Source organism: Kitasatospora humi (assembly GCF_020907985.1).
Taxonomy (GTDB): Bacteria; Actinomycetota; Actinomycetes; order Streptomycetales; family Streptomycetaceae; genus Kitasatospora; species Kitasatospora humi.
Genome location: NZ_JAJJPA010000043.1, coordinates 15504 through 29301, shown reverse-complemented (window position 1 = coordinate 29301; position 13798 = coordinate 15504). Strand labels below are relative to the sequence as shown.

The window sequence follows — 13798 nt, the reverse complement described above, 5'->3', positions numbered from 1 at the left end:
TAGTTAGCCGGGTGGCACTGTTCGCCCGCAGTGGCGTCCTGCATAATCGGGCCCATTCACAAGCCCGTCGCAATCTCCAGGAGGACCGGCCCATGCCGGGATTCGCCCAGCCAGGTCCCGGCGAGGATCCGGACCTGACCGAGACGGCGGTCCTCCCGCACACCGAGGGTCCCCCGTTGGTCCGGCCGTACGTCCCGTCGGTGCCGGTCGAGGACCAGCCCGACCCGTACGCGCCGGCGCCGGGCGACCCGTACGCAACCGCACCGGCCGACCCGTACGCCACGGCCGTGCTGCCCGCGGCACCGTACCCGCCGGCGCCGGCCGACCCGTACGCCACCGCCGTGCTGCCCCCGGTCGGCCACCAGGGCACCGTGCCGCACACCGTGCCGCCGCCGCCCCAGCCGGCACCCCAGGCCCCACCGCCCTCGACCCGGCCCGCGCCCTGGGCCCTGCCGCCCGAGCTGCCGCCCCGGGAGCTCGGCCTGTTCCCGATCGCCGACGGCCAGGACGCCGCCCGCGGCCGCACCGCCGCCCGGCAGGCCGGGCGACCACGCCGCCGCACCGGCCTGATCGCGGCGGCCGGCGTCGGCGTGGTCGCCCTCGGTGTCGGGCTGGCGTACGTCCTCTCCCCCGGCAGTTCGTCGACCGACCAGGCGCTACCGGTGATGCCCACCGGCGCCGCCTCGCCGAGCAGCGGACCCACCACCGGGGCCGCCCCCAGCAGCGCCCCCGTCACCGCCCCGCCCAGCACCGCCGCGGCCCCGGCGAGCTCGGCCAGACCCACCGCGCCCAGGACCAAGGCGGCGCCCCGCACCACCCCGCCGCCGACCCCCAGCACCAGCGCGGCCGCACCGCCGCCGCCCCCGCCCACCCAGGCGCCGCCCACCAGTGCCGCGCCCACCAGCGCCGCGCCGAGCCGCACCGCCGCGCTGCCCGCCCCGGGTGACTCCGGCCCGGCGGTGGTGGCCCTGCAGCGGCAGCTCCGCGCGGCGGGCTGCGGCGGGACCCACAGCGGGAAGTACGACATCCACACCGAGGGCGAAGTGGCGCAGTTCCAGGACGCGAACAACATCGACGCCAACCAGCAGGGCGCCCTGGACCAGCAGACCCAGGACGCCCTCGACGCCGGCGACACCTGCTGACTCCGGTCGCCCCGAGCCGGCCACGGCCGGCACGACGCCGCCCCGGTCGCCCCCAGCCGGTCACGGCTTCCGCACGACGCCGCTCCCGGTCGCCCTCAGCCGGTGACCGCCTCCGCGATGCTGATCGCGGACAGCACCAGCATCGCGGCGGCGGCCACCCGGATGATCGCCTTCATCGGCACGTGCTCCAGCAGCTTCCGCCCGCCGAGGACGGCCAGGCCGCCCACCGAGCAGAGCGCCAGCCAGGCGCCCAGGCCCACGGCGAGCGGCTCGGCGTACTTGGCGGCCAGGTTGGCGGTCATGATCTGGGTCAGGTCGCCGAACTCGGCGACCGCGACCACCAGGAAGCTCGCTCCGGCCACCTTCCAGAAGCTGTTGGCGACGGGCTTGCGGCCCCCGTGCTCCTCGTCCTCGTCCTTGTGCATCAGCAGCATCACGGCGCCCACCAGGAAGAGCGCCCCGGCCACGCCCTCGACCCAGCGGTGCGGCAGCAGTGCCAGCAGGCTGCCCGCCACCAGCGCCAGGCCGACCTGCACGGCCATCGCGGCGGCCAGGCCGGCGAAGACGTACGACGCGCGGTAGCGGGTCCCCAGCATCAGTGCGGCCAGCGCGGTCTTGTCGGGCAGCTCGGCCAGGAAGATGATGCCGAAGGTCACGGCGAACACGGTCAGGTTCATCGGGGAGCGTTCCTCCACGGTCGGGCTGCCCGGCCGCGCGGCCCCGAAACGGAAGAGACCCCGGCCCGGCAGCGCTGATCACGACAACAGCACTGCGGCCGAAGGTCTCGCCGACACCGGTGGTGCCCCGGGCGCCGGGCCCCGGTCGAGGCGGCCAGTATGTCGACGGTCCGGTGGAGGGCTACTCCCCTTCAACCCCGCCAGTTTAGCGGACGGCGCACCAGCCCCCGCCCGACCAGCTCCAGCACCACCACGATCGCCACCGACTCCACCGCCAGCAGCGCGATCAGCACGAACAGCTGCACCGCGCCCGCCGCCACCGGTGAGGCACCGCCGAGCAGCATGCCGACGAACGCACCGGGCAGCGTGACCAGGCCGACGGTGCGGGTCTGGTCCAGCGCCGGCACCAGCGAGGTGGCCGCCGCGGTGCGGCAGATCTCCAGCCGGGCGTCCCGCTCCTCGAAGCCGAGCGCCAGCGCCGCCTCCACCTCGCCGTGGCGCTGGGTCAGCTCGTCCAGCGCCCGGCGTCCGGCCAGCGAGGTGGCGGTCAATCCGCCGCCGATCAGGATCCCGGCCACCGGCACGATCGACAGGCCCTGCCAGGGCAGCAGCCGACTGCCGAGCAGCAGGGCCAGCACGGGCAGCACCCCCGCCCCGATCGGCGCGGCCGCCCAGGCCCAGGACCAACCGGGTGCCTCGGTCATCCGCCGCCCCGCCGTGCGCACCGCCACCGCGAACATCAGCAGCACGAAGAGCGCGGTCAGCCAGAGCGAGTGCACCACCCCGGTGATCACCAGCGAGACCGCCGCCAGCTGCACCACCGCCCGCACCCCGGCCTTGAGCACCGAGCGCCCGTGACCGAGCTCGCCCCACCCCGCCACCGCGACCGCCGCCGCGAGCAGCACCGCCATCAGCACCCCGAGCAGCGGGGTGACCGGCAGCAGCTGGCTGGAGCCGGCCGCGCTCAGATCCAGCTGGTGAACCACATGTGGTCCTGCCAGTCCGACATCGGGATCACCTGGGCCGTGTACAGCGGGTAGTAGTAGAGGAAGCAGCCCATGATCGCCAGCACCAGGCCGCCGGCGGCCGCCGCACCCCAGGCCCGCCGCCGCACGGTCGCGGTCGCCGGGCCGACCATCGCGCCCAGCATCTGGGCCACGGCCAGGCAGAGGAACGGCACCAGCACGACCATGTAGAAGGAGAAGATGGTGCGCTGCTGGAACTGGAACCAGGGCAGGTAGATCGCGGCGACGGCGCAGAGCACCGCGCCGGAGCGCCAGTCGCGCTTGAAGAACCAGGCCCAGAGCAGGTAGGCCAGCGCGAAGCAGGCCGTCCACCACAGCAACGGGGTGCCCAGCGCCAGGATCTGGGTGGTGCAACCGCCGGTGTCGGTGCAGCCCCGCTGGCCGAACGGCACCGGCTGCCAGTACATGCTGACCGGGCGGCCCTGGACCAGCCAGCTCCACGGGTTGGACTGGTAGGTGTGCGGGGTGGTCAGCGTGGTGTTGAACCGCCACATCTCGGTCTGGTACTGCCACCAGCTGCGCAGCGGGCCGGGCAGGACCCCGCCGGGGTGGGTGTCGGCCCAGTGCCGGTCGTAGCCGCCGGAGCTGAGGAACCAACCGCTCCAGGAGCCGACGTAGACCACCGCGGCGACGACCACCATGGAGCAGAAGGCCGGCACGGCGTCGTGCCGCAGCATGCTGCGCCAGGGGTGCCGGGCCCCGGCCCGGCGGCGCCCGGCCTGGTCCCAGAGCACGGTGAGCAGCCCGAAGGCGGCCAGGATCTGGATGCCGTTCCACTTGACCGAGCAGGCGCAGCCGAGCAGCACGCCGGCGGCCAGCCGCCAGGGGCGCAGCCCGAGCCGGATCCGGTCGCCGTTCACGCCGTCGGCCGACAGCTTGGCCCTGGTCCGGTCGCGGTCGATCAGCAGGCAGCCGAAGGCGGCCAGCACGAAGAACATCAGGATGCCGTCGAGCAGGCCGGTGCGGCTCATCACCAGTTGCAGGCCGTCCACCGACATCAGCAGCGCGGCGGTGCAGCCGATCAGCGTGGAGCCGAAGAGCCGGCGGCCGATCCGGGCCAGCATCAGCACCGAGAGGGTGCCGACCAGCGCGACCATCACCCGCCAGCCGAACGGGTGGAGGCCGAAGACCGCCTCACCGATCGCGATCACCCACTTGCCGAGCGGCGGGTGCGCCACGAAGGCCCACTCGGTGTTCAGCGGGATCTGCTGCGGGGTGGAGAGGATCGCGTTGTTGGCGTTCTCCGCCCAGGCGCCCTCATACCCCTGATGGAGCAGCGACCAGGCGTCCTTGGGGTAGTAGGTCTCGTCGAAGACGAAGGCGTTGGGGTAGGCGAGGTTCCAGAACCGCAGCACGCCGGCGAAGAGCGCCACCGCGACCGGTCCGAGCCAGTCGGCGTGACGCACCAGCCAGGGCAGTCGCCGGCCCAGCCCCAGCAGTACGGGCGCGCGGCCGGCTGGTTGCGGGTGCGCACCGGCCGGCCGCTCGATGACTGCCGTATTCGCCATGGCTCCACCGTCGTCGACTCGTTGATCACCGACGACTCTAGGCGGCCGCGGTCTTTCCCGTCACCCTCTCATGCCGCCGTCTGCAGCTCACGGACCGGCACGGACACCGGAACGGGCCGCTCGGCGTTGTCCTGCACCGGCGTCAGGTGGCCGCGCAGCCGCAGCGCCATGACGACGATCAGCAGGGTGCTGCCGGCCATCGCGGCCAGGTAGAGCGGCCAGGTGCCGGAGCCGACCAGCATCACGCCGACGGCCGGGCCGACCGCCGTCGCGGTCTGCTTGACCAGCGCGAACGCCGAGTTGTAGGTGCCGATCAGCCGGGTCGGGGCCAGGTCGGCGACGATCGGCCCCAGGGTCGGGGCCAGCATCGACTCGCCGACGCCGAACAGCACGTAGATGGAGACGATCGCCGCGGTGGCGACCGCGGTCTCGCCGCGGAGCAGGCCGGCCAGCAGCGCCATGCCCCAGGCGCCGAGCCAGACCACGCCGGTGGCGGCCATCGCGGTGGTGCGGCGGCGCTTGGCGGTGATCCGGACCATCATCATCTGCAGCACCACGATGGTCACGGCGTTGGCACCGATCGCCAGCCCCAGGGTGGAGGGCGCGGTGTGCACGGTGGTGGTGGCGAAGGCCGCCACACCCGACTCGTACTGGCCGTAGCAGGTGAAGAAGATGAGCGCGGCGAGCGCCAGCAGCTTCAGCATCGCCTTGTCGCCGGCCAGCGCCCGCAGCCCGCTGGGCCGCCGGTCGTCGGTGACCAGGACGGGCCCGCGGCCGGCGATCCTGGCGGTGCCGGTGACCAGGGCCAGGCCGACGTAGGTCAGCGCCTCGATGGTGAACAGCCGGGTCAGGCTGGCCGGCTCGGCGACGTCGACGATCTGTCCGCCGACCAGCGCGCCGATGCCCATCCCCAGGTTGACCAGGGTGAACTGGAGCGCGAAGGCGTGCGAGCGGGTCGCGGCCGTGGAGCTGCGCACGATCATCGTGGCCAGCGCCGGCTGGCAGGTGGTGACGCCGCCGCCGAACAGGAAGACGGAGAGCAGCAGGCCGGCCGTGCTCTGCGCCTGCCCGAAGGCGAACGCGCCGACGACGGCCATCGCGCACCCGGCGAGCAGCACCGGGCGCGGACCGTAGCGGTCGATGGAGCGGCCGGCGAACGGCAGCACGGCGAGCGCGGCCAGCGCGAAGAGGGTGAACACCAGGGTGGCGGCGAGCGAGCCCTGCCCGCGCACCTGGTCCACGTAGATGAACATGTACGGCAGCGTGAACCCGCTGCCGAAGGCGCTCAGCGCGTTGCCGAGCTGGACCCGGCGCAGGGCGCCGCCCGCACCGAACTTCTGCCGCTTCATGGAGACCACCCCTCACCGTCTTCAACCCTCAAGATTTCAGAGCTAAACTCTATGGGTGGAAAGACTCCACTGTCAAAGTCTTAACCGGCTACCAAGCATGGGAGACTGAGGCCCATGAGCGCACGCAAGGCCGCCACGGCGGCCGAACCGGACTGCCGCGACGAGCTCGGCGTCGCCGAGCAAGTGGCCGTCTACCAGCGGGAGTTCCCCACCGTCGACCCGCAGGTGGAGACCATCATGTCGTCCCTCACCCGAGTCGCCCGACGCATGTCGGTCACCTACGACCGGCAGCTGACTGTGCTCGGAATCACCAGTGCCGAGTGGGAGGTGCTCAAGGCCCTGGTGGTGGCCGGCAGCCCGTACCGGCTCGGCCCGGGCGAGCTGGCCAAGCGGCTGGGCCTCACCCCGGCGGCGATGACCCACCGGATCGACCGGATGGTGGCCGAGGACCTGGTCACCCGGGAGCGCGACGAGGCCAACCGGGTGCGGGTGATCATCGAGCTGACCGAGAACGGCCGCGACAAGTGGCTGGAGTCGATGCGGATGGCCGCCGTCTTCGAGGAGGAGCTGCTCCAGGACGTCAGCCCGCAGGAGCGCACGGTGCTCTCCGGCCTGCTGGGGCGGATGCTCACCCGGATCGAGACCGGCGCGCCGTGAGGCCCGCGCCCTGAGTGGCGGGGGCGGTGGGACAGCGGCAGGGTGGCTCCGGGGGGCACCGAAACGTCCGTCCGGACCACTTCCGCCCTGGAGGCGACACCCATGCCCGTGGTCACCACCCCGTACACCCCCGGCACGCCGTGCTGGGTCGACCTGGCCGCTCCCGACCAGCAGGCGGCCATCGACTTCTACAAGGACCTGCTCGAGTGGCAGGGCGAGAAGGGTCCCGAAGAGTTCGGCGGCTACGCCGCGATGACGCTGAACGGCAAGGCCGTGGCCGGCATCATGGCGGCGGCGCCGATGAACGGCAACCCGCCACCGCCCACCGCCTGGACCACCTACCTCTCCACCGACGACGCCGATGCCGCCGCGGCCCGGGTCGGCACCAACGGCGGCAAGGTGCTCTTCGGCCCGATGACCGTCGGCACGGTCGGGCGGATGTTCGTCGCCGCCGATCCGGCCGGCGCCGTCTTCGGTGTCTGGCAGCCGCTGGACTTCTTCGGCGCCGAGATCGTCAACGAGCCCGGCGCGGTGATCTGGAACGAGCTGGACACCAACGACATCGCCGGTGCCAAGGCGTTCTACCAGGCCGCCCTGGGCATCGAGATCGCGCCGATGGAGGGCCCCGAGGGGATGCCCGAGTACTTCGCGCTCAATGTCGGCGGCAAGACGGTCGGCGGCGCGCAGAGCCTGGCCAACCACCCGGAGGGCACCCCGCCGCACTGGGCCGTCTACTTCGCGGTGGACGACGCGGGCAGCACGGTCGACGCGGCGGTCCGGGCCGGCGGCTCGGTGCTGGTCCCGGCGATGGACACCCCGGTCGGCACTATGGCCGCGCTCACCGACCCGCAGGGCGCGCCGTTCTGGGTGATCAAGCCGGAGATGCCCGAGGGCTCCTGACCGGGCGGCGACCCGCAGCCGACCCCCGGAGCGCAGCCGGACGCTGCGGCCGCTCCGGGGGTCGACCGCGTCCGGCGAACCCTCCGTGTCCGAAGCAAGGTCAGTCTCAAGATGTACGTCCGGTGGGTCTTGCGGACCACCCGCGCCACCTGCGGTTCCTCCTCGCGCGGCACGTCGCACCCGGTCAGCGCCGCCTAGCGTGGACACTGTCGCCGTCCACCCCCTCGCCCGAGGACCACAGATGATCGAAGCCGTCGGCCTCACCAAGAGCTACGGCCCCAAAACCGCCGTCCAGGACCTGAGCTTCAGCGTCCGACCCGGCATCGTGACCGGCTTCCTCGGCCCCAACGGAGCCGGCAAGTCCACCACCATGCGGATGCTGCTCGGCCTGGACACCCCGACCTCGGGGCACGCGACCGTCAACGGCCGCCGCTACGCCGACCACCCGGCCCCGCTGCGCGAGGTCGGCGCGATGCTGGAGGCCCGGGCCATCCACACCGGCCGCTCGGCCCGCAACCACCTGCTGGCGCTGGCCGCCACCCACGGCATCCCGACCTCCCGGGTGGACGAGGTGATCGACCTGGTCGGGCTGCGCGAGGTGGCCCGGCGACGGGCCGGCGGCTTCTCGCTCGGCATGGGCCAGCGCCTGGGCATCGCCTCCGCGCTGCTCGGCGACCCGGCCACGCTGATCCTCGACGAACCGGTCAACGGGCTCGACCCCGAGGGCATCCTGTGGATCCGCAACCTGCTCAAGTCACTCGCGGCCGAAGGCCGTACGGTGCTGGTCTCGTCGCACCTGATGAGCGAGATGGCGCTGACCGCCGAGCACCTGATCGTGATCGGCCGCGGCCGGCTGATCGCCGACACCTCGGTGGCCGACTTCACCGCCGGCGCCTCCCGCGGCGGCGTCCGGGTGCGCACCCCGCAGGCCGACGAACTGGCCGTGCTGCTGCGTGAGTTGCCCGGCGCCATGGTCGCCGTCGAAGACGAGCCGGGCGTGCTCACCGTGGAGGGCACCGACAGCGAGGCGGTCGGCCGCCTGGCCGCCGAGCACCGCGTGGTGCTCTACGAGTTGACGCCGCGTCAGGCATCGCTGGAGGAGGCGTTCATGGAGCTCACCCGGGACGCCGTCGAGTACGAGGCCGTGGTCCGGCCCGCCGAGCTGGTCAAGGAGTCCGCCGCATGAGCACTGCGACGTACGTTTCGAAGCGGGCCGGCGACGGCAAGGTCACGCTGCCCCGGGTGGTCACCGCCGAGTGGATCAAGTTCCGCTCGCTGCGCTCCAGTTGGATCACCCTGGTGGTGGCGGCCGCGCTCACCATCGGGTTCGGCGCGCTGTTCTGCTGGGCCACCATGAGCCGTTGGGACCACCTGCCGGCCGAGGAGCGGGCCGCCTTCACGCCCGCCGAGCACAGCCTGCGCGGCTTCTTCATGGCGCAGATGGCGATCGGCGTGCTCGGCGTGCTGGTGGTCACCGGCGAGTACTCCACCGGCATGATCCGGGCCTCGCTCTCCGCGGTGCCCAAGCGCCTGCCGGTGCTCTGGGCCAAGGCGCTGGTCTTCGGCGCGGTCACCTGGGTGGTGGCCACCGCGTCGGTGCTGGTCGCCTTCTTCGTCGGCCAGTCGATCCTGGCCGGCAAGCACCTGGACACCACGCTCTCCGCGCCCGGGGTGACCCGGGTGGTGTTCGGGATGGGCCTCTACCTGACCGCCGTCGGCCTGCTCGCGGTCGCCCTCGGCACCCTGATCCGCAACACCGCCGGCGGCATCGCCTCGGTCTTCGGCGTGCTGATGGTGCTGCCGCTGCTCAGCGAGGCGCTGCCCAGCTCCTGGCAGGACCACATCGTGCCGTACCTGCCCAGCAACGCGGGCCAGGCGCTCACCCATGTGACCCAGGCGCCGCACGAGATGGCGCCGTGGCCCGGGTTCGGTCTGCTCTGCGGCTACGTCGTCGTCGCCCTGGTCGCCGCCGCCGCGGTGCTCAAGCGACGGGACGCGTGACCGTCACCGGTCGCCCGGTCCGTTGCACAATGGCGCAATGACTGTGGCCGGACTGCCCGAGCTGTCCCTGACCGCCCCCGGGCGGCGCTTCCCAGGCGCCGCCCGGGGGCTGGCGGCGTTGCGGGCCCGGCGGCTGGGCGAGCGCCATCCGGTGCTGGTCGACGGCTGCGGCGCGGTGCTGCTGCTGCTGCTCACCGCCGCCGTGCACGCCCGGATGATGGCCGGGCCCTGGGAACTGCCGCTGGAGGCGGCCCTGGTGCTGCCGCTCGCGCTGCGCCGCCGCTCACCGGTGGTGGTTTTCGGGGTGATCGCCACCGTCGCCTTCGTCCAGTGGCTGATCAGCTGGTGGGCCCACAACGGGGTGATGCCGGCCGACACCGCGGTGCTGGTCGCGCTCTACACGGTGGCCGCGCACCGCTCGTTCCGCTGGACCCTGGCCGCCTTCGGCACGGCCGAGTCGGGCGTGCTGCTGTCCGTCTGGCGCTGGTGGTCCCCCGCCCACCCGGTGGTCTCCCCCGTGCTGGCGGCCCTCAAGGCGGTCTTCTTCCTCTCCGGCATCATCACCGCCGCCGTGGTGCTGGGCCGCAATGTGCGGGCCCGGCAGGCCAAACTGGCCGCCCTGCAGCAGCGGGCCCGCGAGCTGGAGCGCCAGCGCGACCAGCAGTCCGCACTGGCGGTCGCCGAGGAGCGCAGCCGGATCGCCCGCGAGATGCACGACATCGTCACCCACAACCTCTCGGTGATGGTGGCGCTGGCCGACGGCGCCGCGTACGCCAACGAGCACGCGCCCGAGAAGGCCACCGCCGCCATGCGGCAGAGCGCCGAGACCGGGCGCCAGGCGCTCACCGACATGCGCCGGTTCCTCGGTGTGCTGCGCGCCGACGAGCCGGACGCCCTGCGCCACCCGCAGCCGGACCTGGGCCGACTGCCCGCGCTGGCCGCCCAGGTGCGCGCCGCCGGGCTGCCCGTCGAGCTGGCGCTGACCGGCGACCACGCCCATGTCTCCCCCGGCGCCCAGCTCACCGTCTACCGGCTGGTCCAGGAGTCGCTGACCAACACCATCAAGCACACCGCGCCCGGCGCCCGTGCCACCGTCACCGTGGTCTGCGGGCCCCGCTCGGTGGCCGTCGAGGTGCGCGACGACGGCCGCGCCCTGCCCCGGCCCGCCGAGGGCCGGCCCGGCGCCGGCCACGGCCTGACCGGGATGCGCGACCGGGCCGCCGCCTACGGCGCGGAACTCAGCGCCGGACCGCTGCCGCAGGGCGGCTGGCGAGTGGCGGCCACCCTCGATCTCGACCTGCCCGACCTCGCCGAGGAGAAGCCGTCATGACCATCCGCGTCCTGCTGGTGGACGACCAGCCGCTGCTGCGGGTGGCCTTCACCCTGGTCCTCGACTCGCAGCCGGACCTGTCGGTGGCCGGCGAGGCCGAGGACGGCGCCACCGCCGTCCGGCTGGCCGCCGAACAGCGCCCGGACGTGGTGCTGATGGACGTCCGGATGCCCGGCATGGACGGCATCGAGGCGACCCGGCGGATCGTCGAGGAGTCCCCCGACACCAAGGTGCTCATCCTGACCACCTTCGACCTCGACGAGTACGCCTTCGCCGGGCTGCGGGCCGGCGCCTCCGGCTTCCTCCTGAAGAACGCCCAGCCGGCCGAACTGCTCAGCGCGATCCGCAGCGTGGCGGCGGGCGACGCCGTGGTGGCGCCGCGGATCACCCGGCGGCTCCTCGACCACTTCGCCGACCGGCTGCCCGACGGCGGCTCCCCGGACCGCGCGGCCGGCGCGATCGAGTCGCTGACCGCTCGGGAGCGCATCGTGCTGGTCCAGGTCGCCCGGGGCCTGTCCAACGCCGAGGTGGCCGCCGAACTGCAGCTCGCCGAGGCCACCGTGAAGACCCACGTCAGCCGGATCCTGCTGAAGCTCGGCCTGCGCGACCGGGTGCAGGCCGTGGTCTTCGCCTACGAGAACCGGCTGGTGCGGCCCACCTGACCGGGCTCAGTAGCGCAGTGCCGTCTCCACGCTGGGCGTGATGGCGCCGCTGAGGGCCAGGTGGCTGACCGCGGTGCCGGTGCCGGTCTGACCGGCGGCCACCGGGCCGACGGTGAGCACCGTGGTGTCCTGCAGCGCGCCGCTCGCGTTCTTGAAGGCCACCTGGATGATGTAACTGGCGCTGCCGGAGCCGTTGTTGGTCACGGTGACCGGCACCTGGAGCTTGCCGTCCGAGGTGGTGACCGCCGCGCCCAGGGAGACGTTCTGGGTGGCGTTCACCCCGCCGGTGGCGCTGGCGAACGCGGAGGCGGCCTGGGACTGCGCGGAGGCGATCACGGAGGAACCCGCGGAGGCGGCGGCGGAGAGCGCCGAGGAGGCCGCGGAGGCGGCCTGCGTGCCGGCCGAGGCGGCGATCGACGACAGCGCCGACCGGGCCGCGGAGGCGGCGGATGAGGACGCCGAGGAGGTCGTGCTCTTGGTGCTGGACGAGCAGCCGGTCAGGGCCGAGCCCGAGAACAACGCCGCCCCGGTCGCCAGGGCGAGCGGGGCGGCGAGGGCGCGGAGGCGGCGGGGCACGGTGGCAGGGGGCGGGGTGCGGCGGTCCATCGGTGCGGCCTCCTGGGTCGGGAACACCCACCCACCGTCGACCGGACCGGCGGCGTGCGCCAGGCGGGCCGGGCAACCGGGTGACGGCCCGTCACCCGGTGATGCTCAGGTAGACCGCGCTGCCCACACCGGCCAGCAGGCAGTAGATCGCGAACGGGGTCAGGCTGCGGTTCTCGAAGTACTTGGTCAGGAACTTCACCGAGATGTAGCCCGCCACGAAGGCCGCGATCGAGCCGGCGATCAGCGGGCCGCGGATGCCGGCGTTCTCCGGCTTGGCGATCTCGGGCAGCTTCAGCGCGGAGGCGGCCAGGATCACCGGGGTGGCCAGCAGGAAGGAGAACCGGGCCGCGTCCTCGTGGTTCAGCCCGCGCAGGATGCCGGTGCTCATGGTGACGCCGGAGCGGCTGATGCCCGGCAGCAGCGCGAGGATCTGCGCGGCGCCGATCCAGGCGCCCTGGCCGAAGCCCATCTTGACGAGCCGGCGGTCCGAGGCGAGGTCGGGGTCGACCCCGGCCTCGTGCCGGACGGTCGCGCCGGCCCGGCGCCGGCCGCTGCCGCCGCGCCGCAGTCGGTCCGCGCCCAGCAGCACGAAGCCGTTGAGCGCCAGGAAGATCGCCGCCGGTACCGGCTTGCCGAGGGCGTTGCGCAGCGCCTTCTCGGCGACCAGGCCGGCGATGCCGACCGGGATGGTGCCGACCACCAGCAGCCAGGCGAGCCTCTGCTCGACGGTCTGGATCCGGCGCTCGCGTATGGAGGTGAACAGCCCGCGGACCACCCGCACCCAGTCCCTGCGGAAGAAGACCACCAGGGCGAGCGCGGTCGCCAGGTGCAGTCCGACCAGGACGGTCAGGTAGGGGGACTGGGCGGCGGTCATGTCGAGATCGCTCTTGGTCCTGCCGCCGATCAGGGCCGGGATCAGGATGCTGTGCCCGAGGCTGGAGACCGGGAAGAGCTCGGTCACACCTTGCAGCAGGCCCACGCCGATGGATTCCGGGTAGGTTAGGGACATCGGCACACCCTCAGTCGCGGTACGGGTCTCGTCGGAGGCGACGCCGTACCGGGCCGTTCGAAACGGCTTTCGGGCCCCTCCCCGCGAGAACGTACTACGCGTCTGTAGACGTCAGGCGGGGTTGGACCCGATGTTCACCAGCTGTTCGACTGCGGGTTGGTTTGCGGACTCCTCCGTCCGGCCGCCGGCGGCCGGACGGGCGCGTCGACTACTTACTCCGGCTCCGAGACCATCGCCTTGGCGGCGGCCTCCTTGATCGCACGGTCCCGCTTGGCGACCACCGCATAGGCGCCGGCCGCCGCGGCCGCGAACGACAGCACGCCGAGCACCGGACGGTTGAACGCGTTGCCGGTCAGCTCGTCCAGCGAGTAGCGGCCCGGGCCGGCGATGCTGAGCGCCAGACCGCAGACGCCGAGCAGCGCCGGGTACTCGTAGCCGCCCTTGGTGACGAAGAAGCCGTGCGGGAAGTGCACCGAGATCGCCCCGGCCATGGTGCCCGCCACCACCGGCCCGGCCACCGGGGTGGCCAGCCCCGCGACCAGCAGCGCGCCGCCGCCGGCCTCGCCCAGGCCCGCCGCCAGCGCGCTCTGCCCGCCCGGTTTGAACCCCATCGACTCCATCGCCTTCGCGGTGCCCTCCAGCCCGCCGCCGCCGAACCAGCCGAAGAGCTTCTGGGTGCCGTGCGAGAACAGCACCCCGCCGACGGCCGCCCGCAGCACGAGCAGTCCGAGATCCTTGCGGTAGCCAGCGCCCATGGTGTCCTCATCTCTGCCGCCCCGGGGGCCTGCCTCCCCCCGGCTGACGCCTCCATCCCAACGGATGGCCGCCCACTCCTCGACCCCGGCGCGGCCATCCGGGGGACCCTCGCGGGCCCGCTGAGACGCTGCCCACACCTCGCCGCGCGCCGGTGCGCCGACCGCCCCGCCCGGAGC

Annotated in this window: 14 protein-coding genes; 7 read left to right on the top strand and 7 right to left on the bottom strand. The window is 73.4% G+C overall.

Annotated features, from left to right (window positions below):
• The first annotated feature begins 92 nt into the window (after nt 1–92).
• Complete coding sequence (locus LN042_RS28935; RefSeq protein ID WP_230054361.1) at nt 93–1142, top strand: peptidoglycan-binding protein; 1050 nt, start codon at nt 93–95, stop codon at nt 1140–1142.
• Between the two features lie 95 nt (nt 1143–1237).
• On the opposite strand, the gene LN042_RS28930 is transcribed toward LN042_RS28935, so the two are convergent.
• The 4 genes from LN042_RS28930 to LN042_RS28915 form a co-directional block, all read right to left on the bottom strand.
• Nucleotides 1238–1819, bottom strand: a complete 582-nt coding sequence (locus tag LN042_RS28930; protein WP_230054360.1) for a TMEM165/GDT1 family protein — start codon at nt 1817–1819, stop codon at nt 1238–1240.
• A gap of 191 nt (nt 1820–2010) precedes the next feature.
• Complete coding sequence (locus LN042_RS28925) at nt 2011–2730, bottom strand: ABC transporter permease (protein WP_230054387.1); 720 nt, start codon at nt 2728–2730, stop codon at nt 2011–2013.
• 53 nt (nt 2731–2783) lie between these two features.
• On the bottom strand, nt 2784–4352 hold the full coding sequence (locus tag LN042_RS28920) for a dolichyl-phosphate-mannose--protein mannosyltransferase (RefSeq protein ID WP_230054359.1): 1569 nt from the start codon (nt 4350–4352) through the stop codon (nt 2784–2786).
• A gap of 68 nt (nt 4353–4420) precedes the next feature.
• The gene (locus tag LN042_RS28915; protein ID WP_230054358.1) at nt 4421–5701 is read right to left on the bottom strand and encodes an MFS transporter; all 1281 of its coding nucleotides are present in this window, start codon (nt 5699–5701) and stop codon (nt 4421–4423) included.
• A 114-nt stretch (nt 5702–5815) separates the two neighbouring features.
• On the opposite strand from LN042_RS28915, the gene LN042_RS28910 reads away from it, so the two are divergent.
• The 6 genes from LN042_RS28910 to LN042_RS28885 all read left to right on the top strand — a co-directional run bounded on the left by LN042_RS28910 (nt 5816) and on the right by LN042_RS28885 (nt 11251).
• Nucleotides 5816–6358 (top strand): MarR family winged helix-turn-helix transcriptional regulator, encoded by a 543-nt coding sequence (locus LN042_RS28910; protein ID WP_230054357.1) that lies wholly within the window; start codon nt 5816–5818, stop codon nt 6356–6358.
• 102 nt (nt 6359–6460) lie between these two features.
• A complete protein-coding gene (locus tag LN042_RS28905) occupies nt 6461–7258 on the top strand; it encodes a VOC family protein (protein ID WP_230054356.1) in 798 nt (265 codons plus the stop codon).
• Nucleotides 7259–7499: 241 nt separating this feature from the next.
• The gene (locus tag LN042_RS28900; protein ID WP_230054355.1) at nt 7500–8444 is read left to right on the top strand and encodes an ABC transporter ATP-binding protein; all 945 of its coding nucleotides are present in this window, start codon (nt 7500–7502) and stop codon (nt 8442–8444) included.
• Nucleotides 8441–9259 (top strand): ABC transporter permease, encoded by an 819-nt coding sequence (locus LN042_RS28895; protein WP_230054354.1) that lies wholly within the window; start codon nt 8441–8443, stop codon nt 9257–9259. Before LN042_RS28900 ends, LN042_RS28895 begins: the two co-directional genes overlap by 4 nt.
• Nucleotides 9260–9296: 37 nt before the next feature.
• Nucleotides 9297–10589 (top strand): sensor histidine kinase, encoded by a 1293-nt coding sequence (locus LN042_RS28890; protein WP_230054353.1) that lies wholly within the window; start codon nt 9297–9299, stop codon nt 10587–10589.
• On the top strand, nt 10586–11251 hold the full coding sequence (locus tag LN042_RS28885; RefSeq protein ID WP_230054352.1) for a response regulator: 666 nt from the start codon (nt 10586–10588) through the stop codon (nt 11249–11251). Before LN042_RS28890 ends, LN042_RS28885 begins: the two co-directional genes overlap by 4 nt.
• A 6-nt stretch (nt 11252–11257) precedes the next feature.
• Here LN042_RS28885 and LN042_RS28880 read toward each other — a convergent pair whose 3' ends face one another.
• The 3 genes from LN042_RS28880 to LN042_RS28870 form a co-directional block, all read right to left on the bottom strand.
• Complete coding sequence (locus LN042_RS28880; protein WP_230054351.1) at nt 11258–11884, bottom strand: hypothetical protein; 627 nt, start codon at nt 11882–11884, stop codon at nt 11258–11260.
• Nucleotides 11885–11948: 64 nt separating this feature from the next.
• Nucleotides 11949–12866, bottom strand: a complete 918-nt coding sequence (locus LN042_RS28875; protein ID WP_230054350.1) for an undecaprenyl-diphosphate phosphatase — start codon at nt 12864–12866, stop codon at nt 11949–11951.
• 212 nt (nt 12867–13078) lie between these two features.
• On the bottom strand, nt 13079–13621 hold the full coding sequence (locus LN042_RS28870; RefSeq protein WP_230054349.1) for a DoxX family protein: 543 nt from the start codon (nt 13619–13621) through the stop codon (nt 13079–13081).
• Nucleotides 13622–13798: the final 177 nt, after the last annotated feature.